This is a genomic window from Paenibacillus sp. FSL P2-0121, assembly GCF_037975345.1.
GTDB lineage: Bacteria > Bacillota > Bacilli > Paenibacillales > Paenibacillaceae > Paenibacillus_AQ > Paenibacillus_AQ odorifer.
On sequence record NZ_CP150245.1, the window covers coordinates 2,393,707 to 2,416,517 of the forward strand.

Annotated in this window: 17 protein-coding genes and 1 pseudogene; 11 read left to right on the plus strand and 7 right to left on the minus strand. The window is 42.9% G+C overall.

Annotation, left to right across the window (positions count from 1 at the left end):
* Nucleotides 1-94 precede the first annotated feature (94 nt).
* On the plus strand, nt 95-559 hold the full coding sequence (locus tag MKY54_RS10395) for a DUF2269 family protein (protein ID WP_232061246.1): 465 nt from the start codon (nt 95-97) through the stop codon (nt 557-559).
* Here MKY54_RS10395 and MKY54_RS10400 read toward each other — a convergent pair.
* From MKY54_RS10400 to MKY54_RS10420, 5 genes are all read right to left on the minus strand, one after another.
* Nucleotides 531-1,691 carry a glycosyltransferase family 1 protein gene (locus MKY54_RS10400; protein ID WP_076304401.1) on the minus strand — a complete coding sequence of 387 codons (1,161 nt, stop codon included), beginning with the start codon at nt 1,689-1,691 and terminating at the stop codon, nt 531-533. The genes MKY54_RS10395 and MKY54_RS10400 overlap by 29 nt on opposite strands.
* Before the next feature lie 152 nt (nt 1,692-1,843).
* On the minus strand, nt 1,844-2,686 hold the full coding sequence (locus MKY54_RS10405) for a sugar phosphate isomerase/epimerase (protein ID WP_339190394.1): 843 nt from the start codon (nt 2,684-2,686) through the stop codon (nt 1,844-1,846).
* A 17-nt stretch (nt 2,687-2,703) separates the two neighbouring features.
* Nucleotides 2,704-3,804 (minus strand): mandelate racemase/muconate lactonizing enzyme family protein, encoded by a 1,101-nt coding sequence (locus tag MKY54_RS10410; protein WP_076124972.1) that lies wholly within the window; start codon nt 3,802-3,804, stop codon nt 2,704-2,706.
* A 13-nt stretch (nt 3,805-3,817) separates the two neighbouring features.
* Nucleotides 3,818-5,272 (minus strand): GDSL-type esterase/lipase family protein, encoded by a 1,455-nt coding sequence (locus MKY54_RS10415; protein ID WP_339190396.1) that lies wholly within the window; start codon nt 5,270-5,272, stop codon nt 3,818-3,820.
* 111 nt (nt 5,273-5,383) lie between these two features.
* Nucleotides 5,384-7,729: an AraC family transcriptional regulator gene (locus MKY54_RS10420; protein WP_339190398.1), complete on the minus strand. Its 2,346-nt coding sequence runs from the start codon at nt 7,727-7,729 to the stop codon at nt 5,384-5,386.
* A 180-nt stretch (nt 7,730-7,909) separates the two neighbouring features.
* On the opposite strand from MKY54_RS10420, the gene MKY54_RS10425 reads away from it, so the two are divergent.
* From MKY54_RS10425 to MKY54_RS10460, 8 genes are all read left to right on the plus strand, one after another.
* The gene (locus MKY54_RS10425) at nt 7,910-9,427 is read left to right on the plus strand and encodes an extracellular solute-binding protein (RefSeq protein ID WP_339190400.1); all 1,518 of its coding nucleotides are present in this window, start codon (nt 7,910-7,912) and stop codon (nt 9,425-9,427) included.
* Between the two features lie 188 nt (nt 9,428-9,615).
* Nucleotides 9,616-11,172 carry an extracellular solute-binding protein gene (locus tag MKY54_RS10430; RefSeq protein WP_339190402.1) on the plus strand — a complete coding sequence of 519 codons (1,557 nt, stop codon included), beginning with the start codon at nt 9,616-9,618 and terminating at the stop codon, nt 11,170-11,172.
* Nucleotides 11,173-11,305: 133 nt separating this feature from the next.
* A complete protein-coding gene (locus tag MKY54_RS10435) occupies nt 11,306-12,280 on the plus strand; it encodes a sugar ABC transporter permease (protein WP_036679252.1) in 975 nt (324 codons plus the stop codon).
* Nucleotides 12,281-12,301: 21 nt separating this feature from the next.
* Nucleotides 12,302-13,177 (plus strand): carbohydrate ABC transporter permease, encoded by an 876-nt coding sequence (locus MKY54_RS10440; RefSeq protein ID WP_036679255.1) that lies wholly within the window; start codon nt 12,302-12,304, stop codon nt 13,175-13,177.
* 40 nt (nt 13,178-13,217) lie between these two features.
* Nucleotides 13,218-14,321 (plus strand): glycoside hydrolase family 88 protein, encoded by a 1,104-nt coding sequence (locus MKY54_RS10445; protein ID WP_076124980.1) that lies wholly within the window; start codon nt 13,218-13,220, stop codon nt 14,319-14,321.
* A 150-nt stretch (nt 14,322-14,471) separates the two neighbouring features.
* Nucleotides 14,472-15,593, plus strand: a complete 1,122-nt coding sequence (locus MKY54_RS10450; RefSeq protein WP_339190404.1) for a glycoside hydrolase family 88 protein — start codon at nt 14,472-14,474, stop codon at nt 15,591-15,593.
* A 21-nt stretch (nt 15,594-15,614) separates the two neighbouring features.
* Nucleotides 15,615-16,976 carry a glycoside hydrolase family 28 protein gene (locus MKY54_RS10455; protein ID WP_339190406.1) on the plus strand — a complete coding sequence of 454 codons (1,362 nt, stop codon included), beginning with the start codon at nt 15,615-15,617 and terminating at the stop codon, nt 16,974-16,976.
* Between the two features lie 39 nt (nt 16,977-17,015).
* On the plus strand, nt 17,016-17,972 hold the full coding sequence (locus MKY54_RS10460; RefSeq protein WP_076218533.1) for a pectinesterase family protein: 957 nt from the start codon (nt 17,016-17,018) through the stop codon (nt 17,970-17,972).
* Between the two features lie 88 nt (nt 17,973-18,060).
* Here MKY54_RS10460 and MKY54_RS10465 read toward each other — a convergent pair.
* A pseudogene (locus MKY54_RS10465) lies at nt 18,061-19,061 on the minus strand (NADP-dependent oxidoreductase).
* A gap of 18 nt (nt 19,062-19,079) precedes the next feature.
* Nucleotides 19,080-19,544, minus strand: coding sequence for a MerR family transcriptional regulator (locus MKY54_RS10470; protein WP_076278599.1), 465 nt, complete (start codon nt 19,542-19,544; stop codon nt 19,080-19,082).
* 176 nt (nt 19,545-19,720) lie between these two features.
* Between MKY54_RS10470 and MKY54_RS10475 the strand changes: the two genes are divergently transcribed.
* Both MKY54_RS10475 and MKY54_RS10480 read left to right on the plus strand, forming a co-directional pair.
* Nucleotides 19,721-20,572 carry an SDR family NAD(P)-dependent oxidoreductase gene (locus MKY54_RS10475; RefSeq protein WP_339190408.1) on the plus strand — a complete coding sequence of 284 codons (852 nt, stop codon included), beginning with the start codon at nt 19,721-19,723 and terminating at the stop codon, nt 20,570-20,572.
* A gap of 97 nt (nt 20,573-20,669) precedes the next feature.
* The gene (locus MKY54_RS10480) at nt 20,670-22,649 is read left to right on the plus strand and encodes an ATP-dependent DNA helicase (RefSeq protein WP_248549295.1); all 1,980 of its coding nucleotides are present in this window, start codon (nt 20,670-20,672) and stop codon (nt 22,647-22,649) included.
* Nucleotides 22,650-22,811 lie beyond the last annotated feature (162 nt).

Here is a 22,811-nt window from a genome sequence, read left to right on the forward strand (position 1 = left end):
TAAGATTATCTAAGATTTAAAGGATTCTGCAAGACTAATTCTCCTATCAGCCTCATATGAATCTAAACAACGAATGATAGGGGGGATTGTAAATATGGATTTGACGCATATGATCTCAAAGCTTGTGGTAGTTATACATGTTATAGCATCCATAGTGGGAATTGGACCAGCTTTTGTGCTGCCAATACTGACAAGCTCAGCCAAGACAGGCAGTCAGCTTCGTTTTGTATTTGGTCTTATGAAGAAAATAAACAGATTCCCTAAGACAGGTGGGATCACCCTGATCGTTACAGGTATTTTGTTAATGATCATAGATAAAATGGGCTTGTCGGTGTTGTGGTTAAATCTGTCGTTATTATTTTTTATCGTGATCGAAGTGATTATTATTGGAATGGTTGAGCCCCGATTGAAAAAGCTAACCCAGCTCGTAATGACCAGCGAAGGGGAAGAAATTCCTGATGGTTACACTACCGCTATGAACAAGATCGCTCCGCTAGAAGCGGCGGTTCATGTACTTACTATCGTCATTATTATATTAATGGTAGTAAAGCCGGTATAAGATCATAACGCCTATTCTCAATGATCTCTTCATAATCGCGGATGAGTCCATCAAAAATATTCTCCCAAGAGCGGCCGAGTGCCAGCTGTCGACCTTCATGCCCCATAGCAGCTAGCTTTTGAGGGTGCTCTACATATGCACAAATCTCACGAATAAAAGCATCCGGGCAGCGGGGCTCGACAATCATTCCTGTGCGGCCGGGTGTGACCAGATCCTTCACCCCACCTTCATTTACTGCGAGGACAGGCAGTCCTGAGGCCATAGCCTCTAAGACAACATTACCGAAGGTTTCTGTACTGGAAGGGAAGATGAACAGATCTGCGGAGGCATATAATTGGGCAAGCTCGTCACCATGTTTATAGCCTGTAAACGTGACATTATGCGGCGCCTGTGCCCGCATTTCCGGCAGAAGGGGACCATCTCCAACGACCAGCCAATGAACCTGAGATTGCGTAGATTCGGGCAATTGCTGCATGGCGAGAGCAAGCGTCTGTATATCTTTTTCAGGGGCGATTCTTCCCACATATAGAAGCAGTAACGGTGCGGTAATTCCGTAGCGCTCACGGACCTCATGGCTGCGTTTTTTGGGGGTATACTGCTGGCAGTCGATGCCTCTGGACCATAGCTTCAGGCGATGAAAGCCTTGAGCTTGGAGGGAATCGAGGGTTTCGTAGGATGGTGCAAAGGTGGCATCACAGGAGCGGTGAAACCACTTCATGTATTTCCAATAGAGCGGAGCGATTTTTTTCATCCGGTAATATTCAAGATAGCGGTCAAAATGGGTATGATAGGAGGCGACATGGGGCAGATCATGTTTGCGCGCATAACGAAGGCCGCAGAGACCGATATTGAACGGAGTTGCCATATGAAGCAGATCGGGACGAAAAGCTTTCAGCTCTGATTGGATAGAGGACATATTGGGCAGTGCGAGTCTACATTCAGGGTATAAGAAAAAGGGGATGCTGGTAATGGGACGTATGGGATCGGCATAACTGTCTTCAGGAGCAGATTTTGGTGAGAAAAGCAGATGTTCAATACCGCGCTCTTTCAAATGGGTGGTTAATCGTTGAAGCGTACGTGAAACTCCGTTGGTTTGCGGAAGAAATGTGTCCGTGAATAAAGCAAGACGCATGGAACCCCTCCCAGGTACTCTTGATGCCCTGATCATAACAGGAGATTATTTGATGGAGGTCAAACGGATGTTAAACAGAATATAAAAATCCACTGCACCAGGTAAGATAAAGAGGTGTGCAGTGGATTTATTAGTTTTAATGGGATGAAGCCCTACAAGGATTCGTATATCTGTTGCAAAAAGGTAATGCTTTCTCCTAAATGTGACTCAGGAGTGCTTTCCAGGATTCCTTGAATATGAGGACGTTCATATTTCATATAACGAAGGATCGGCTCAAACTCTAGCCACCCTTGACCTACAGGGACTATTTTTATGGCTCCTTCTTGGACGATAAAGTCTTTTAAATGAATGACAGCAATTCGATTTCCTAGAAGCTTCAAAGCCTCCGTAATAATAGCTTCTTGATGCAAGTAATTTGTAGGCGACATTAGATTTGCGCAATCCAATATGACCTGAAGATTGTTAGAAGGGACTTCATCCAGAAGTCGGCGGGTTAAGGGCGCGGTGTACAGCGGATGATGAAGTCCTGCTTCGATTCCTACCGTCACACCAAAACGTTCGGCCTCCGCCACCATGGCCTTAACTGATGCCACCACCTCTTGGAAGGCTTCTTCTGTAAAATTATCTGTGGTATACCCAAGTCCCACACTTCCGGTTTCCGTACCTACCAGACTAGCGCCGAAATCTCTGGCCAAGCGCAGATGGGTATTAAACGCGGCTAACGCTTGCGCCCGTTTGTGAGGATCGGTGTCTACAATATTTACATAGCAGCCCAGAACCGCAATCTGAATACCTGCCTGTCTAAAGGCATTGCCATAATAGCTGGCTGTTCCAGGGCTTATAGCCGTCAGGCTAGGGGCACTATCAGGAAAAGATTTCTTAAGTGCGAACTGGATATGAGTGAAATGATAGGACTTAATCTTCTCAATTAACTCTTGCAATGGAACTTGTGGGAAATCATGTGCTCGAACACCTAGTTGAAGGGGAATGCTCATATGACCGATCGCTCCTATTAGTATTGTTGTTTGTGAGGTGCTAATTTGTCCCAGTCAAAGGTAACACCAGTGCCCGTTACTTCTGGCGCAACTGCCATCCCATTGTCTTTATTAATCACTAGCGGACGTGTAGTGTATTGATCGATAGGGAAGCTATGCATTTCGAGATAACCTGCATTTGGCATAGCTGCTAACAAACTAACGTGCAATTCCTGCATTCCATGTGTGGAAACGGAAAGGTTATAGGCTTGTGTTAAGTGAGCTACCTTTAACCAGCCCGTAATTCCGCCTATATTGGAAGCATCAGGTTGAGGAAAATCAACATGACCATATTGCAGCATGTGATGGAATTCGGTTAATGTGCGCAAGTTCTCTCCGCCTGCAACGGCCATTCCTGTTTCTTCAGCAATCCGTGCATAGCCGGCATAATCCTCCGGAATCGTTGGTTCTTCTAGGAAGAGAATGTCGTATTTCAAAAATTCACGTGCGGCTTTTATCGCTTTTTCCACACTCCAGCTCATATTGGCATCGACCATAAAGGCTACATCCGGGCCGACCAATTGGCGTACCGCAGCCACTCGTTCCACATCTTCAGCTAATGTTTTTTGGCCTAGTTTAATTTTGACAGCCTGGAGGCCCATATCTAAGTATTTTTGATTGTTGCGCAGGAGCTTTTCTAATGGGAAGTTTAAATCAATCGCTCCACCATAACATTTGACCTCATTGCTTGCGCCACCCAGAAGTTTGTAGAGAGGTTCATCTGCTTTCTTTGCACGTAAATCCCATAACGCAATGTCACATGCCGCAATGGCGAAGCTAGCCAAGCCCCCGCGAGCAACATAATGTATTCCCCAGTTCATCTGCTCCCAGATACTTTCCACACAGCTGGCGTCTTTGCCAACTAAGATATGTGTTAATTCATTAGCAATTAGTGAGCAGATCGCTTTGCCGCCAAATCCGCCAGTATAGGTATAACCTACACCTTCACGACCGTCATCCGTTCTAATTTTGACAATGGGAACTTCAAAATGAGTATGCAAGCCATGTTTAGCATCCTCCATGATTTCTGGCAAAGGGATACGATAGTACTCCGTAATAACTTCTTTAATTAGAGACATCTTGGATCACTCCTTATAAAAGTTGTTGTAAGTTTGATAGAGATGAGGCTGTATTTTGTTTAAGAGCTTGAACCACAAGTTTAGCAATTTCCCGGGCACCTTCATCTGAGAAATGAGTATCATCCGTAACCCCATTTGGGTAATTGGGATGTGTTTTCGCTGGCAAATGCATGAATAACTTCTTGGATTCCTCTTCGCCTAATGAACGATAGAGCGCTTGCGAGGCTGCGAAAATATCAAGTAGCGGAGTGTGCGTTTCTTCAGCCACTTGTCTCATTACCTCGGGATAAGCACCTACAGCAAACGGGTCCAGCTCTCCATCGGCGTTAAAGCGGCGGCGACTTACAGAGGTTAACAGAACCGGAGTCCCCCCTAGCTGCCTAGCAGCATCTATATATTGAATGAGATTATGGCGATATTCGGTTTCAGGATCGGTGTAACGTAATGGATCCTCTTTTTTCTCATCGTTATGTCCAAATTGAATAAACAGGTAGTCGCCGGGTTGGAAGTCTTTTCTGATAGCATCGAGGCGGCCGTCTGTTATGAACGATTTGGTGCTTCGACCATTAATTGCACGATTCTGGATTTGAATAGAAGTCCGAAAATAACTTTGCAGGTATTCTCCCCAGCCGGTCATAGGTTTTTCTCCAGCGCCTTTAATGGCCGCAGTGGAATCGCCTGCAATAAATAGTTGTTGTCTCATAAGGTCTTCTTCTCCTTTAACGTATTGGCGTTCCCTTAACCAATTCTCAGCAAGGGAAAGCCATTGCTGGCAATGAGGGTGTTCTTTTGCAAGCCCTAAACCATGCCGCCCTTCTTCAAAGATATGTAATTCAAAAGGAATTCCCTGATTAGACAGGGCAGAGGCGAACAACAGACTATTCTCCACGGGAACGCTGGCATCGTTCGCTGTTGTCCAGATAAAGGTTGGAGGTGTGAGTGAATCCACCTGGGCTTCTGAGGAAAAGGAGTCAAGCTCCGCTTGTGATGGGTCGTCTCCAAGAAAATGTAGCCGGCTTCCCTTGTGCGAATGGGGCTCTTGGAAAGTGATTACAGGGTAACCTAATAGAAGAAGGTTTGGTTTCTCTGCTCTAGTGGTAGAAAAGATAGAAGCTAAGTGTCCTCCTGCCGAGAATCCAATCATCCCTACTTTGTCTGAGATCAAATTCCAAGCTTTGGGTGCTTCCCTAATCCATTTGAGAGCTTCCTCAACATCATTTAACAAAGAAGAGACGTTGAAATCTCCGACCTGATAATCTAGTACACCTGCATGAATACCTAGACTGTTTAGCCATTGAGCCACAGGTTCTCCTTCATGTTTGGCTAAGTGCTGATAACCTCCACCAGGCAATACCAATATAAAAGGACGGGGGTGATCCGTCTCGAGCGGATAGAGGGTGAGTAGTGAGGTTTCCTGAGAAATCGTATCTTGTTCTACACGGTTAGTATTTAGACGAAAGTTCAACATTGCGTTCAAATTCCTCCCTAAATGGTTATATGCACACGTTAACATATTTTCCGAAAAAAAGAGAGACTCTTTTTTTTTTAGATTCGGCCTTGAACGATTATTTTGTGATTTTTACATAGATTCGTCAAATGTTGGTTTGGATTTAGCGCCTGTATTGTTATCCCGGTACTGTCCAGGGGTCATCCCTTCCTGTTTACGGAAAGATCGAATGAAATTCTGAGAATTGTTGTATCTTAATTTGGCTGCGATATCTTTGATCGGCATATCGGTTTCCTGCAGCCATTTTTTTGCCATTTTAAATCGGTACATCGTTAAATATTCGCTGAAATAGTATTGGGTCTCCTTACGGAAGACACTGCTGATATAGTTGGCGTTGTAATGCAGCCGTGAAGCGCATTCTTCCAAGGTTAGATCCGTATCATATTCATGTTGGATCAGATCAATGATTTTCTCAGAGATGTTTTGGTATTGGGCATTTTGCCTGCTGATAAAAATTTTGATCATCGGGTAAATGACCATGCTCCAGAACCAATCCTCAATCTCAGCCACGGTATGAAGGTCATGTAATTCCTCAAAAATAGAGCCATTAGCATGATAGATCTGATTTAAGCTAATGCCCGATTCCTGCATCATAATGAGCAAGTTATTGAGTAAGCGGGTCAACGGGATTTGATATTCCTGTGGTGAAAGCTCAAGGGCAAAGATAGATTTAAAAAGCAAATGAATCAGTTCCTTGGCTTTATCCGTTTCAGCCAGCTTGATCGCATCCATTAGATCGTTTTCTTTATGCGTAGGGTAGTTCAAGTTCAGATAATGTTTGCCGGAGTTAATGTTCTCATATTGAATAATAACGCCTTTGCCAAGCTTAATGCGATGCTTCAGTGCTTCAAGACCTTCTCTGTAGGCGATGGCTAGTTTATCGAAGGCGTTGAAGGGCAGGCTCAGCCCAATACTCACCTGCACCTTTAGATAATTATTTATTTCTTGCTGCAGCTTCTCCGTTAACGAATACAGTGTCTTATGAAAAGACTGGGTATCGCAGTCTGGACTGCCCAATAATACGACTACCGCATGGTCCATGATCACTGGAGCCAGCCGTTGTTCAGGACAGATTAACTCTTCGATCATATTGTGGGCAGCGAACAATAAGAGGCTGAGATCTTTTTTCTCATAGCTGGAATCCTCGGCATAATCAATAGACAAAGTAATTACTGCCATGGTTTTCCATTCTTCAAGCTGGGTTTGGTAACCGAATTGCCCTAATTCTTCGAGTAAATCACGTTTCTTAACATTGCCGTGGAAGGCATTGATCAGAAAAAACGTACGAACCTGCTGAAAGTGTTGCCGGACTTCTTTTTCCAGCTGTGATTTGGATTGGAACAAAGAATGAACTTGTTCTCCTATAATCTGAAATTCATTGCGATGTCTCGATTTAATATCCGGTTTGCGTTGGCCCATCTGATTAAGCAGTCTTTCGATAGGGGTGTACATACGCCTGGAGCCGATCCAGGCCAGAAGAATGGAGAACAAGAGCATAATGGTACACACGATTATCGTAAACATACCGATTTTATTGGACTCCTTCGTCAAGCTTTCCATGGAAGTAACCGATAGATAAACCCAGCCATTTAACTGAGAACGCATGAAAGTGACGGAGTAATTCTTTTTGTTGATCACAGTCTTGAACTGTCCGGATTGTTTAGAAGGATCAGAGATTAAAGGGACTTCTTTAAATCCGCCTTGCTCTTTAGGTTTTCCGATTAAGCTGGTATCCGGATGGAGCAGGAAGCGGCCAGCTTGATCCAGAACGATAATATCGTCGAGTGGCTGCACATCTGAATTAATGAAATCCTGAAGACTGCAGACCGGAATATTAGCTAGGGCAAGCCCATATTTTTGCAGCTTATTGGTGGGAAGCTTTTTGATAAGACTGATGCTGTAATTACAGCCAGTGACGTTAATGCTCTCCTCGCTATAAAATAAGGACGATGGATTCAAAATCCATGAAGTATCGTCAGCTATATTCATTAGATTAGAGAGTTGCGCGTGGTTTTTGTATTCATTCAGACGGTAGACGCCTGAATTTTTGATCATCCAGTTCTGCTGCTGATTGAGCAGGATGACATCCTCAAGTTTCGTATCGAAGGATTGCATATTGCGGATTTCGTTTCTTAAATCATTATATAAAATGAAATCGGTTTCATTTAAAGGGTTATTTAGTGCTTTTTTTAATACACTAGAGTTGATCACTTGGTTTAATGTTTGATTGACAGTTGTTAACTTATGTTCTACATTTGAGGTGATTTGTAATATAAGTTCCATTTTACTGTTGTTTACGTTCTTTTGGATCTCATTAGATGATGTGAAATAGGAAAAAGAACCGATGAATATCACCGGCAACGTGCTAATTACAAAGGCAAAAATCGTTAATTTACTTAAAAAGCTTAATGGTCTCACGGGACTCAGCACCTTTACTTATGTAGAAGTAGACACTTGTTCTTAGTGTATGAAACCTGGTGGAAAATAACAATAATCATCTCGTTCTGCAATAATCATTAACCCTAATTATGACTACAAAATGGAAAATCTTCAAGCTGTAGGGTGAAAATCCTTACAATACCTTAGGAGGCTGTAGAAATGTTTAGACAATTTTTGTGTAGAAGGGCAACGTTATGTTGCTGCTTATTCTTCATGCTTGTTTTCCCTATGTTAAGCGCTTGCAGTGATGGAAAGTCAGCTGGTTCTGTACTGCAAGAAGCTCGCCCGAGCATCTCCATCTTGGCACCCCTTCATTTTCCACAGCAGCCTTCAAAAAAGATTATGGCTGAGATTGAAAGATTAACAGGGGTGGAGCTTGATATCACGTGGGTGCCTGAGGGTGTTTATACCGATAAAATGAATACAGCGTTGACCACTAATTCCTTGGGAAAAGTCACCTTTGTGAAGTTCTCAGACTATAATCTGGTGAAAAACGCCATCCGTTCTGAAGCATTTTGGGAGATCGGCCCATATCTTCAGGAGTTCCCCAATCTTAAAGCACTGGACCCCGCTATTCTTAAGCAGACCGCTGTTGGTGGTAAGATCTACGGCCTGTATACAGAACGCCCTTCCTCCAGACAGGGTGTCATAATACGTAAGGATTGGCTGGACACTCTTCATTTAAGCAATCCACAGACCTTAGATGACCTATATGAAGTAATGAGGCAATTTACATATAACGATCCGGATCAGAATGGCAAACAAGATACCCTTGGATTAGTCGATCGTAATGATCTTGTTTATGGTGTATTTAAGACACTAAGCTCTTATTTTGGCACACCAAATAATTGGAAGCTAGAGAATCATCAATTTGTTCCGGAATTCGTAACAGCGGAGTATATGAACACAATGAATTTTATGAAGAAATTATATGATGAAAAAATCATAAATCAGGACTTTGCTCTTACCAGTAAAGAGGTTCAACGCGATAAATTCATTAACGGTATCGCTGGTGTGTTTATTGGCAGCATGACTGATGTGCAGCGGTTGTCAATTGAAGCTCAAGCATACAATCCAAAGGCTGAACTTACGCTGATCAATCGTATCGAGGGGCCTGATGGATATAAAGTGTGGTCTATCCCCAATTACAACGGACTGTATCTCTTTTCCAAAAAGTCCATTGCCACAGAGAAGGAGCTTCGGCAGGTGCTTGGATTTTTTGATCGGACCATGGATAAAGATGTAGCCAATATAATGATGTATGGCTTTGAGGGGCGGCATTATAAGCTTGAAGGCGGAAAAATTATCCTTCCCGAGGAAACCTCACAACTGCGGGTACAGGAAGTGAATCCGCTATATGCTTTAATGATCGCGGACATTAGTAATAAAAACATTATGGAAGTGGCTCAGAAGGAGCAATTAACCTCTCTAGCAGATCAGTTGAGTAAAGATAATGAATTTTTTCTGGTTGATGACCCGACAGTTTCTCTGAGTTCATCTACTTTTGATGAGAAGAATATGGAGTTATCTACAATCATTGTGGATGCTACATATAACTATATATTAGGTAATATTACCGTCGAGGGATTCCAGCAAGAGGTTGAGAAATGGAGAGCTCGTGGAGGCAATCTTATTATTAAGGAATATGCTGAGGCTGAGTTTGGGACAGAAAAGTAAATAGGTTAAAAAGGTTTTGATCCACTGCGGATAATGCGGTGGATTTTTTTGTGCTGCGATATCCCGATAATCATTTGCTCAGATCCCTTTCAGAACGCGCCGTTATGGGGAAATGATTGTTTTCGTAACCTTGCCGACGATGTAACGTGGAACTCGTAACCAATACAAATTATGGAGGTCAAAATGGTATGAAGAAGAAATCCTTCACCATGTTGTTAACAGCACTGTTAACATTCAGCACATTATTAGCTGGATGCGGTGGTAACAACAATAACAAAGAAGAAGCAGCAGCCCCAACTACAAGTGCAGAGAACACTACGAAGGTGGAAGAGACTGAAGCACCTAAAGAGGAACCTACAGAAATCAAAATCATGCTTCCATTGAATACATCAGAGACTCCGCCTGATACGATTAAGAATGAACTTGAGAAATTGACCAACACGAAGCTGACTTATCAATTTTTTCCGGCTGATACTTATGAAGAAAAACTGAATTCATCTTTTGCAACGGGTTCATTGCCGCAAGTAACATATTTGAAGAATCAGACAACCTTCATTCAGATGAAAGAAGGGATAAAAGACGGACAATTCTGGGAAATCGGTCCACTATTAAGCGAATTTCCGAATTTGAGCAAATTGAAACCAGAAATTCTTAATAACACGAAAGTAGATGACAAGCTTTATACCCTATATATCGGGCGTCCACTTGCACGCCAAGGGATCATTTACCGCAAAGACTGGGCAGATAAATTAGGACTTGCTGCACCAGCTAATGTAGATGAATTATTTGAAATGGCTAAAGCCTTCACAGAACAAGATCCAGACGGTAATGGAAAGAAAGATACTACCGGTATTATTGACCGTAATGAGTTGACCTATGGAGCTTTCAAAACTGTTTCGTCTTGGTTCGGAACACCGAATACCTGGGGTGAGAAGGATGGAAAATTAGCGCCTGAATTTACCTTCGATGAATATTTCGACACAATGGATTTTTTCAAAAAAGCTCGTGATGGCGGATACATTAATCAAGATTTCGCTGCCACCAGTAAAACGGATGCAGTAAATATGTTTAAGGCTGGAAAGGGTGGACTCTATATTGGGGGCTCCATGCAAGATATTGATTCCCTCAATAAAGATACTATTAAGAATAACCCTGACGCTGTTTTGGATGCGCATAGTATGGTTGCAAGTCCAGATGGAAAATATGCTCAATGGATGATTCCAGGCTATAACAATGTTGTCTTGTTCCCGAAATCTGCTGTCAAGGATGAGGCAGAGCTGAAGAAGATTCTTGCTTTCTTTGATCAAATGATGACCCCAGAAGTAGCTAATTTGATGTATTGGGGAATTGAAGGTACTCACTATACCGTTGAAGATGGTAAAGCAAAAGCTACTGACGACAAAGAATTGATTGAACGTGAAGTAAAGGGATATAAGGACAGCGTTATCGGCGAAGCTGAAACCAATGGAATGTACGAGAACTATAACACGCTGCCAGGAAGAATTCATGCAGATCAATTGGTTCTTGAGAATGTCAAAGTTGGTGTAGCGGATCCAACAGCTGCTATGGATTCGGCTACCTATACAGAAAAAGGCGTAGAGCTTCAACAGATTATTACAGATGCAACCTATAAATATATTTATGGTCAGATTGACAAGGCTGGATTTGAGAAGGAAGTAGAGAACTGGAAGAGCCGTGGTGGAGATAAGATTATTGAAGAATACAACGCGTTATACAAAAAATAGTAACCCGTACTCGAATAGTTAAGCGACAAATTGTAGCTGAAAAGGTTGTTGATCTTGTTTCAACAACCTTTTCTATTCCTCACTGGGTTCAGAAATATCGTGTTTGAATAAAGAAGGAGAAAGGAAGAATATCATGCAGGAAGTCACCGCACAGCCCAGCTCAGCTCCTCAAATGAATCCTAAGCCTGAAATTTATAAAAGCAGCAGCGAACTGAAAAAGCGGCTGTGGAGAAATAAATGGCTCTACGTCATGCTAACTCCGGGAGTACTGTATTTTTTGATTTTTAAATATCTTCCAATGTACGGATTAATTATCTCATTTCAGGATTACAAACCCTATCAAGGGATCAACGGTAGTGACTGGGTAGGGATGAAGCATTTCAGCAGGTTGTTCACAGAGCCGGATTTCTTAAATATATTAGTGAACACACTTATTCTTTTCGGATTAAATATTCTTATCTATTTCCCGATGCCGATTATTCTTGCCCTGATGTTAAATGAACTTCAAGGCAGCTTTTTCAAAAGAACCTTTCAGACGATCTTCTATTTGCCCCATTTTCTGTCATTGGTTATCATCGTCTCCATTTCTTATGTAATGGTCACGATGGATGGAGGGATTATCAACGAGCTGCTTGTCTATTTTGGCTTTGAACCAATCAATTTCCTGCTTAATCCAGGGTGGTTCAGGCCCATGTATATTATTCAGGTGATTTGGAGAGAAGCAGGTTGGGGAACGATTATTTATCTAGCTTCCATAGCTGCGATTGACCCAGGGCTTTATGAAGCATCGCGTATGGACGGAGCTGGAAGACTTAGACAAGTCTGGCATATCACTCTTCCAGCGATTAGAGGTGTAATTATTACATTATTTATTCTGAAAATTGGTTCCGTTCTTGATCTTGGATTTGAACATGTATATCTGCTACTTAACTCCATGAATCGAGAAGTTGCGGAAATTATCGATACGTATGTATATACTGCTGGTTTGAGACAGGGGCAGTTTAGTTACAGTACAGCTATTGGATTCTTTAAATCGATTGTAGGCTTTGTAATGGTGATGATGGTGAATAAATTATCCAAGAAAATGGGAGAAGAAGGCGTTTATTGATATTTTGTGGGAGGAATCGAAATGGTAGAAGATAAAACAATCAGTGGTAGAATCTTTTCTGCTATAAACTTTACGCTGCTTGCGATCATTGCTTTAATTACTGTGCTTCCCCTTGTTCACGTTGTAGCAGGCTCTTTCACAACGAGTGCAGAACTAGCTTCTAGCAAATTTGTACTGATTCCAAAGGTATGGAGTCTGGAAGCGTACAAGTTCATCTTTTCGACGAATACAATATTTAAAGCCATGGGTGTTTCCATTGGTGTCACGGCAATTGGTTCTATTTTTAGTTTGTTTATAACTTCTTTGATGGCCTACGCTCTTACCAGAAAAGATCTGGATGGTCGTAAAGTGGTTAACTTCATGGTTGTGTTCACCATGCTTTTTCATGGTGGGATGATTCCAACGTTCCTCGTGGTGAAGGAATTAGGACTAATTGACACGTACGCCTCACTGATTCTACCGTCAGCGATTAGTGCCTTTAATATGATCATTTTGAGAAACTTTTTCCAAAATATACCTGAAGGTTTGGAGGAATCGGCCAAAATTGATGGTTGTAATGATTTTGGAATATTATTTCGGATTGTATTGCCACTATCCTTACCTGCGTTAGCGACGATCGGATTGTTCTATGCGGTAACGTATTGGAATACCTACATGAATGCGATTCTGTATTTGAATGATAGTGCGAAATGGCCAATACAGGTTCTGCTCAGACAAATTGTCGTCCTTGCCAGCGGTATGGATCACAGCGCTACACTGGATGCTGCTGTTCCACCGCCAGATCAATCAATTAAAATGGCTGTTATCGTTGTAGCTACCTTACCAATAGTTTGTGTGTATCCGTTCCTGCAAAAGCATTTTGCCAAAGGTGCCATGTTGGGTTCTATGAAGGGCTAGCAAGAAAGAGAGAGACTATACTTAGGGGAGGAGCTTCGAGATGACTGTACAGATACCTACAACGCCGATAGAGTGGGCAAAAAAAGCTTGCGATTCACTAATGGATACTTACAGGGCGGGAGAGCTTCCCCCCGCGCATCGATGGCACTATCATCAGGGTGTATTTCTGTGTGGCATGGAGCTTTTGTGGAATGCTTATCAAGAAGACCGTTATATCAACTATATTCAGGAATATGTAGATGATTTGGTGGATGAATACGGGAACTTTTATTTTGCACGTGATGAGCTGGATGCGGTTCAAGCAGGACAGCTACTATTCACTCTTTATGAACGGACAGGCAAACTTAAGTATCGTATTGCAGCAGAGAAGCTAAGGAATTTACTGCTCACACTAAATAAAACCTCTGAGGGCGGGTATTGGCACAAGGATAAGTACGCCAACCAAATGTGGTTGGATGGACTTTATATGGCAGGCGTATTCTCCTTGAAATATGCGAATGTCTACGATGAACCAAGCTTGCGTGAAACGGTCCTTCATCAGGAAATGTTAATGCGCAAGCATATGAAGGATGAGACAACGGGTTTGTTATACCATGCCTGGGATGAGAGCCGGCGGATGCCTTGGTCGAATCCGGAGACGGGTTGTTCACCGGAGTTCTGGAGCCGATCATTAGGATGGTATGGTCTCGCCTTATCGCAATTTCTGGATCTGTTACCTTCCCATGATTCAGCCCGGACAGAGCTTTCTACTACGCTGAGAGATTTTGTGGATGCACTTATTCGTTACCAAGATCAAAAAAGTGGACTTTGGTATCAAGTCGTAGATAAGGGACATGAGCCAGATAATTGGCTGGAGACTTCAGGGTCATGTTTGTTCGTCTATACGATTGCCAAAGCCGTGAAGCATGGCGTTGTAAGTGACGTGACTATCGCTACAGCTGCCGCTAAAAAAGGATATGAAGGGTTAACCAAAGTAATCCAGTGGGATGAGCATAACCGATTAGTTCTGCCGGACATTTGTATCGGTACCTCAGCTGGAGATTACGAGAGTTACGTGACTCGGCCTAAGGTTAAAAATGATCTGCATGGTGTGGGCGCATTGGTGATGGCTTGTGTTGAAATACAGTCAATGCTTCAAGAGTGAATCGCTCCGTATCCTTACTAAACAATGACTTGATTCTCTGAGATTTCGGAGAATCAAGTCGTATTATTTTATGTGCAAAGAATCCTTAAATCGGCTGAACCTATTTTTAGTTTTTGAGCTCTTAAATTTATAAATATTTTGGGGGTTGGGATGAAGAAATCACAGTGGGCAATTCAAACGGCAGACTCTATTATGGCGCGGACACCGAAGCTTTATGAAGATAAAGGCTACAAAGGAAGCTGGACCTACGATTATGGCGTGGTATTGAACGGTTTTGAATGGCTTTGGAAGCAGACCGTTGATTCGAAGTATCTGCAGTTCATTCAAGATAATATGGACTACTTTATTCAGGAAGATGGCAGTGTCAAGGGCTACCACCTAGAGGAGTATAATATCGATCATATTAACAACGGAAAATTATTATTGACTCTATATAAAGAAACGAAGCAAGAAAAATACAAAAAAGCGGCTGCTTTACTTAGAAAGCAACTTGAGACCCATCCGCGAACCTCGGAAGGTGCTTTTTGGCATAAAAATATATATCCCTATCAGATTTGGTTAGATGGACTTTATATGGGCGCTCCTTTTTATTTAGCCTACTTGCTAGCTTTTGAAGAAGGGCAGGGACTTGAGGATGTAACCAAACAATTTATCTTGTGTGAGAAGCATACGAAAGATCCGGTAACAGGTCTGCTATATCATGCATGGGATGAACAGCGTATTCAACCTTGGTGCGACCCTGAAACAGGACTTTCGCCTAACTTTTGGGCCCGTTCACTTGGCTGGTATCTCATGGCTTTAGTTGATGTTCTGGAATTGCTGCCTAGTGAGCACTCAGATTATCCAGAGCTGGTACGAATACTAAATGATACCTTAACTGCGGTGAAGACATATCAGGATAAGGAATCCGGGGTCTGGTATCAAGTGATGAATCTAGGGGAACGCAAAGGAAATTATCTTGAGGCCTCTGCTTCAAGTATGATCGTGTATGCCATGGCTAAAGGTATCCGATTAGGCGTGTTAAACGCTGGATGGTACGAAACATTAGATCTGGCTCAACAAGGACTTATCTCGGAGTTTGTACTAGAAACCAAAGAAGAATGGGTCAATTTAAATAAGAATTGCCAAGTAGCCGGATTAGGTGGAGTGGACCAACGTGACGGTACTTTCGCTTATTACATTAGCGAGCCTATTGTCACTAACGACCAAAAAGGTGTGGGTGCTTTCCTACAGGCTTGTGTGGAATATGAACAATTAAGAGGCTGGATCTGATATAGAACAGGGGGGATATGAATGTTGATCTACAATATTGAGGATTTTGGAGCGCTTAAGAATAGTAAAAAGTTAGCGACGGAAGCGATAACGCGTGCGATTGAAGCGGCAAATAAAGCCGGTGGAGGAACCGTTTATGTACCGGCTGGTACGTTCTTAACCGGTGCAATTCATATGAAAAGCAATATCGAATTGAATTTAAATCCTGGTGCCATTCTTTCATTCAGTACGAACCCGGAGGATTACCCTGCAGTGGAATGCAGATGGGAAGGAGTGAAGCAGCAGGTTCATTCACCTTGTATTTATGGAAGAGAGTTAGTTAATGTATCAATCACTGGCAGCGGAATGATTAACGGAAATGGTGAACTCTGGTGGGAGAAGTTTCGGAACCGCCGGGAAGAGCTGCAGTATCCCCGGCCGACTCTAATCGGCTTGGACAGCTGTCAGCGGGTAACCCTTAAAGATATCGCGCTGGTCAATTCTCCAAGCTGGACCGTTAATCCGATAGGCTGTTACAATGTGACTATTGATAATATTTCCATTCTGAACCCGGCCGACTCTCCGAATACAGATGGCATTAATCCAGAGTCTTGCACCAATGTGCGAATTAGCAATTGCAATATTGATGTCGGTGATGACTGCATTGCGATCAAGGCAGGAACTGAGGACACCAAAGAACGAGTTCCTTGTGAGAATATCACGATCACCAACTGCACTATGGTACATGGACACGGGGGTGTCGTACTCGGTAGTGAAATGAGTGGAGATATTCGTAATGTCACGATTAGTAATTGTGTGTTTAAACAAACCGATCGTGGAATCCGGATGAAATCAAGACGGGGACGCGGGGGAACGATTGAAGATATTCGGATCAGCAATATTGTAATGGAGGATGTTATTTGTCCGTTTACTCTAAATCTATATTATTTCTGTGGACCACGCGGGAAAGAAAAATATGTGTGGGATAAAAATCCTTATCCGATTACAGAGGAAACGCCGTGTTTTAGACGCATTCATTTTGCCAATATTACCGCACGTAATGTTCATGCCGCAGCGGGTTTCTTATACGGGCTTGCCGAGCAGTATGTATCCGAGATTACGTTTACCAATGTGGACATCTCCATGGCGAAGAATGCAATTCCCGGCCATCCAGACATGATGACAGGGATCGAAAACATGAATAATCGCGGATTTTTCCTCGGGAATGCAAGAGATATTCAATTTCATCAGGTGACGATTGAGAACCATGAAGGGCCTGCTTTTTACATTGAAAATGGAGAAGCTGTAGAGATCATAAATTGTCGATCAAAAAACACGAAGAAGCCGGAAAAATTAGTAGAACAAGCTACAGTGTCACCTGAAGAACAGAATGTCAGTCCATAAGAGAGAGTCATCAATTTATTGAGAGGAAAAGAATCCACTATGCTTGTTGTAGGAAAAGAATCCTTTTGCGCTTATCACACGATTCAAGAGGCGATAGATTCACTAGAGCAGGGGCCATCCGGTCAAGCGGATACGCTTTATATTTTGTCAGGGGTCTATAAAGAGGCAGTGCGGATTTATCGTTCTAATCTTACGATCATAGGGATTGGCTACGTGGAGATTGTTATGAATCGTTACGCGAAAGAGCGTGATGAAGCGGGCGAAGAAATCAATACATTCTCTACACCAACGTTATTTCTGGGCGGGAGCCATCTGGTCTTGGAGAATCTGGTGATTACCAATAATGCAGGGCAGGGTGAAAATATCGGGCAGGCCGTAGCTGTGTATGCTAATTGTGATCAAACCGTATTCAGAAATTGTACTTTAAAAGGGTATCAGGACACGTTGTTCACGGGACCGTTGCCACCTGCACCCAAAGAGCGATCTACGTTTGGAGGTATACCACTGAGAGAACACCATGCCCAATATCGGCAGTTGTATCAGCATTGCTATATAGAGGGAACAGTGGACTTTATATTTGGTGGGGCTACAGCATATTTTGACAGATGTGAAATTCGCAGCTTGTGTCATAGTGAGAATCAAGCAGGTTATATTACGGCTGCCTCCACACCTGAGGGACAATCGTATGGTTATATTTTTAAAAATTGCTTTTTAACAGCAGCTCCTGATATTGCTCCGGTGTTTCTGGGCCGTCCATGGCGTGAGTATGCTAAAACCGTATTTGTAGATTGCCAGTTGGGTGCACATATTCATCCACTTGGCTGGGATAACTGGGACAACACCGCTAATGAACAAACCGTTAGTTATCAGGAATATGGCGTGAAGGATGCAATTCTCTTGAGTAAGCAACGTGTGTCTTGGGCAGATTGCTTTGAAGATGGCGACGAGACGCTGGATAAAGAGTTTGTTTTTGCTGGAACGGATTTTTGGAAATAGATAATTTAATTAACGAGTACACAAGTAAAAAACGGTAGTCTAGACAGAAGCATAAAGTCTTAGACTGCCGTTTTATTTAAATGTTGTATCACTTTATTTTTAATATGATCTTTCCTTTAGCTCTGCCCGATTCAGAATACTCCATCGCTTTCTGCGCCTCTAAAAAAGGAAACACTTGATCAATAACAGGTTTTATTTGTCCGGATTCAATAAGCTCTGAAATGACTTCTAATTGACTGCCACTTGGTTTCATGAACAGAAAGCTGTATTTGACCTTGTGTTTTGCCTCTAATTTGCTCAGCTTCCGGGTAATCAAGCGAAAAATATTAGTTTTTATGAACCCAGCGCCATACTCTTTTCCGAAGCGTGCATTAGGCAACCCTGAAACCGATACAATTTGTCCTCCTTGTTTGACTGTTTTAAAAGCTTTTTCTAATGTTTCACCGCCAATGGTATCGAATACTCCATCATAATTTTGTAAAATCTTATCAAATGCTTCGGTTTTATAATTCATAATTTGATCGGCTCCAAGTGACTTGACCAATTCTGCTCCAGCATCGCTTGTAGTAGTAGCCACGTATATCCCCATCGTTTTGGCAAGTTGGATAGCAAAGGTGCCAACACCGCCCGCTCCCGCTTGAATCAATACCTTTTGTCCTGCCGTTAGCTGTAATATATCATGTAATGCTTGATAAGAAGTAAGCCCGACTAATGGGATGGATGCAGCTTCCTCAAAGGAAAGATTGTGAGGTTTGAGAGCTATATCCTCTTCATGTACGGAGATATATTCTGCGAAGGTTCCGATTCTATCTTTTCTGGGCCGTCCGTAAATCTCATCACCTATCTTGAATTTTTTAACATTCTTTCCTACTTGGATGACAATCCCTGAAAAATCATTTCCTAAAACTAGGGGCATGTTGTATTTTTCAACAGCGTACGTACTTTGCCATCCCGCACTTTGAAATCGATAGGATTAATACTTGCTGCGTGGATCTCTGCCAATACATCGTAATCACCCACTGCGGGTGTTGGGATGTCGGCTAGTTGAAGAGGTGAATTCCCGTATTTTTTTATGATCATTGCTTTCATCCTAAAAACTCCAATTCATTAATTATTCATTTTTGCTGATCCAGAAAAATAACTCATCTCAACAGGGGAGATGTTTTTTGATTTCGATTTGTCCTCGCTTTTATCTGAGCAGTCTCGGCGATATTTCCTTTGTTCCAGCTTCATATCAATAAAATCGACAACCTGCTGCAGCGAGGAGATTTGGCTGACGATGTTTTCTCGATGGTTTCTTAAATGCTCCACCAGTTCAGGATAATCCGCGGGATCAGCGTCGGCGGAGACCGCCAAAAATGGCTGCATTTCCTGCAAGGGCATGCCTGTTTTTTTGAGGCAGGATAGCAGCAGGATTGTATCTATGTCTTCCTGCCGGTAAACGCGATGCCCGTTGTCCTTCCGGTCTGCCCGGGGAAGCAGCGCGATCTTTTCGTAATAGCGGATCGTATCCTCGGATATTCCGGTTTGCACGGCGGTTTCTTTTATCGTAAACGTTTGCTCTGCCTTCATACTGTACCTCCTGGAGATTGCTTTGTGTGTGCATTATACAACTTGGAGCTGACTCCAAGTCAAGACCTTATCTCTGGGACAAAATCTTTTTATTACGCCTTGACTTGGAGTCGACTCCAATTAATAAAATGTGCGTTATAAGAAGAAGATATCCCGAATTCAGGAGGAGATTTACAATGAGCACACAGCAACGTGAAAATATCGCATTGATTACAGGCGCTAACGCCGGGATTGGATTGGAATTAACTCGAAAATTGCTAGCGGAGGATTGGCAGGTGGTTGCTTTGAACCGTTCCGGTTTTCCAGCCGATGATGTGAACATCCAAAAAGCCATCAAAAACGGCTGGCTTCGTATTTATAAAACAACCGATCTCGCGGATTTTGCCAGCTTGAGAGGGACACTGGAAGAGATCAAAGGCAAGGAGCAGCGGATCGATATTTTGTTCAACAATGCCGGCGGGAGCTTCCCTGAACTGAGCTATTCGACACAGGGGCGCGAAAAGCACTATGAGTTGATGACCGTTGTGCCGTATATTATTTTAATGGAATTGAAGGATAGCCTACAAAAAGGACGCTTAAAAACGGTGATCAACACCTCATCCTCCGCGCTTAAGTTTACGAAAGAGTTTACGATTGAAATCCTGGAGCGTCCCACCACTTTCCGCAAGCTGCTTGGTCCTTACGCCACCTCAAAGCTGGCATTATCGTTATGGACACAGGCCGCTGCGCCGCAGCTTGCTGATGAGGGCATCATGATTCGCAGTGTTGATCCGGGTAGCAATAACACGTTGCGAAAAGGAAAAAATTCTGGACTGCCTCTAATAGTTAAACCGTTGATGAAGCTGTTTTTCTCTCCGCCTACCCACGGCGCCGACCAATTGTATGAGGGTGCTCTGGGAGAACACCGTGAGGAGACGGGGGTATTTCTTCGGAAAGGTCAGGTTGCGGATTTGAAATTTAAGGATCAAGCCCGGAATGTTTTGGAAAGGATTAATGATATTTACGAAAATGAGTATCTTCGTTGTTAATCTGATCTTTAGATCTCTAATTTTTTTTTGTAATTCCTCCAAACGTATGAGATAATAGAGTTTTTCCGTTGATTCTATTTTTCATGGCATGGTAGAGATGCCTGATCAAATATTGGAGGTAGGCTTGTTGGCGAAACAGTATCCTTTTGAATATGATCGGACCAAACCTTTTATGGAGCAAGTAGGGGAATGGGTCGGAGATGTATTCTATGAAATTCTTCCTGAGGCTGGATTTGAAGTACGTGATGAACAGATATACATGGCCTTTCAGGTAGAGCGGGCTTTTGCCGAGAAAAAGACGATTTTTGCTGAGGCAGGGGTCGGAACAGGCAAGACATTAGTGTATTTGTTGTATAGCATTTGTTACGCGCGTTATATGGGCAAACCTGCGATTATTGCATGTGCGGACGAGTCCTTGATTGAGCAGCTTGTGAAACCGGAAGGCGATATCGCCAAGCTTGCGAAGCATCTGAACATGAATATTGATGCCAGACTAGCGAAATCTCCGGATAAATATATGTGTCTGAAAAAGCTGGATCAGGCTCGGAACCATGATGATGAAAGCTTACCACTGGAGAGCTTGTACAGTACATTACCTGATTTTGTACATTCACATGCACCGATGCAGCAATTCCATGCTTATGGAGACCGCAGAGATTACCCTGATCTGAATGACGAACAATGGAACAAGATTAACTGGGATACGTTTCAGGACTGCTTTACTTGCGATATGCGTCACCGCTGCGGGCAGACCTTGTCCCGTGATCATTACCGGAAATCAAGTGATCTGATCATTTGTTCCCACGATTATTACATGGAGCATATTTGGACCTATGAAGCGCGTAAGCGGGAAGGGCAAATCCCTTTGCTTCCGGATCACTGTGCGGTTGTATTCGATGAAGGACATTTATTAGAATCAGCGGCCATGAAGGCGCTTGGCTATAAGATGAAGCATGTCGTCTTTGAAGAATTGATTTCTCGCCTGCTACAGAATGAAATCCGTGAAACGCTGGCGGTTCTGATTGATGAAGCGATCATGCAAAGTGAGCAAATGTTCAAAGCGATTCGCCGTCAATGCCGAAACATACCGGGATCAGATCGGAAAAGCATTGCGCTGAATGCTTCATTGATTCGTGAGGTACACCGGATGCGGAGTGTAATTGCTGCTATCGAAGAAGAATTAGTATTCGAGAGCGGACTCTACACGATTGATGAATACCAACTGCGAATTGTGGAGGAACGTTTGGAGACCATAGAGATCGCTTTGCGATTGTTTGAGGATTCAGGGGCTCTAATCTGCTGGGCGACAGAAGAAAGCGATGGTCTAACGCTGTCGGTCATGCCACGAAATGTCAAAGAGGTACTTCAAGACAGCCTGTTCACGCAAAAAATGCCAATCGTATTCTCATCGGCTACATTGTCTGTGGATAAATCATTCCAATACTTGAAGGACAGTCTTGGGATACAAGATTTTTTATCCTTCTCTGTAGACTCACCTTATGACTATGAGCACCAGATGAATGTCTATGTGCCAGAGCTTCAGAGTGGGGATTTTGCTGAGAAAATGGAAATTTCCCTGAAGCTTATTCAGCGGACTGAAGGTAGAGCACTGCTATTGTTCCGTACTCGTGAAGAGCTTCTGCAGTTCAAGCAGCTTAACTCGTTACGACTGGAAAGCAGTTCATATTCATTTTTATATGAAGGGGATCAAGAAATCAGCTATTTAATTTCGGCGTTTCAACGGGATGAGCATAGCGTGTTATGTGCGGTCACCTTATGGGAAGGGCTGGACATCCCTGGACCTTCATTATCTAATGTGATCATATGGTCGCTGCCGTATCCTCCGCTTGATCCAGTGTTTATGGCAAAACGGGCGGAAACCTCCACTCCCTTTGAAGATGTGGATTTGCCTTACATGCTGTTAAGACTCAAACAAGGGATGGGGCGGCTGATTCGAACCGGTACAGATCAAGGAATTGTAACTGTACTTGCGGAAGAGGAAGGGCAACATCCGGTACACGAATATATAACTTCTGTACTTCCAAAAGGGACTCGATTACAGAAGCTGGAAGCTTAAATATCACTAACGATTATAATTGCTCCTTTGGTGAGGCAGATGCTACGGCATTTATGTTTCACTCGAAGGAGCATTTTTGTCTAAAATTAAGCATAAGTATTCCTAATCTTACGGATAGGATATTGGTATTTAACTTCCGGGCGGTGTCGTATTATTGTTGAG

Bases quoted from the DNA above. Each gene is read 5' to 3' on its own strand.
- MKY54_RS10395 (WP_232061246.1), top strand. From the start codon at position 95: ATGGATTTGACGCATATGATCTCAAAGCTTGTGGTAGTTATACATGTT.
- MKY54_RS10400 (WP_076304401.1), bottom strand. From the start codon at position 1,691: ATGCGTCTTGCTTTATTCACGGACACATTTCTTCCGCAAACCAACGGA.
- MKY54_RS10405 (WP_339190394.1), bottom strand. From the start codon at position 2,686: ATGAGCATTCCCCTTCAACTAGGTGTTCGAGCACATGATTTCCCACAA.
- MKY54_RS10410 (WP_076124972.1), bottom strand. From the start codon at position 3,804: ATGTCTCTAATTAAAGAAGTTATTACGGAGTACTATCGTATCCCTTTG.
- MKY54_RS10415 (WP_339190396.1), bottom strand. From the start codon at position 5,272: ATGTTGAACTTTCGTCTAAATACTAACCGTGTAGAACAAGATACGATT.
- MKY54_RS10425 (WP_339190400.1), top strand. From the start codon at position 7,910: ATGTTTAGACAATTTTTGTGTAGAAGGGCAACGTTATGTTGCTGCTTA.
- MKY54_RS10430 (WP_339190402.1), top strand. From the start codon at position 9,616: ATGAAGAAGAAATCCTTCACCATGTTGTTAACAGCACTGTTAACATTC.
- MKY54_RS10435 (WP_036679252.1), top strand. From the start codon at position 11,306: ATGCAGGAAGTCACCGCACAGCCCAGCTCAGCTCCTCAAATGAATCCT.
- MKY54_RS10440 (WP_036679255.1), top strand. From the start codon at position 12,302: ATGGTAGAAGATAAAACAATCAGTGGTAGAATCTTTTCTGCTATAAAC.
- MKY54_RS10445 (WP_076124980.1), top strand. From the start codon at position 13,218: ATGACTGTACAGATACCTACAACGCCGATAGAGTGGGCAAAAAAAGCT.
- MKY54_RS10450 (WP_339190404.1), top strand. From the start codon at position 14,472: ATGAAGAAATCACAGTGGGCAATTCAAACGGCAGACTCTATTATGGCG.
- MKY54_RS10455 (WP_339190406.1), top strand. From the start codon at position 15,615: ATGTTGATCTACAATATTGAGGATTTTGGAGCGCTTAAGAATAGTAAA.
- MKY54_RS10460 (WP_076218533.1), top strand. From the start codon at position 17,016: ATGCTTGTTGTAGGAAAAGAATCCTTTTGCGCTTATCACACGATTCAA.
- MKY54_RS10470 (WP_076278599.1), bottom strand. From the start codon at position 19,544: ATGAAGGCAGAGCAAACGTTTACGATAAAAGAAACCGCCGTGCAAACC.
- MKY54_RS10475 (WP_339190408.1), top strand. From the start codon at position 19,721: ATGAGCACACAGCAACGTGAAAATATCGCATTGATTACAGGCGCTAAC.
- MKY54_RS10480 (WP_248549295.1), top strand. From the start codon at position 20,670: ATGCCTGATCAAATATTGGAGGTAGGCTTGTTGGCGAAACAGTATCCT.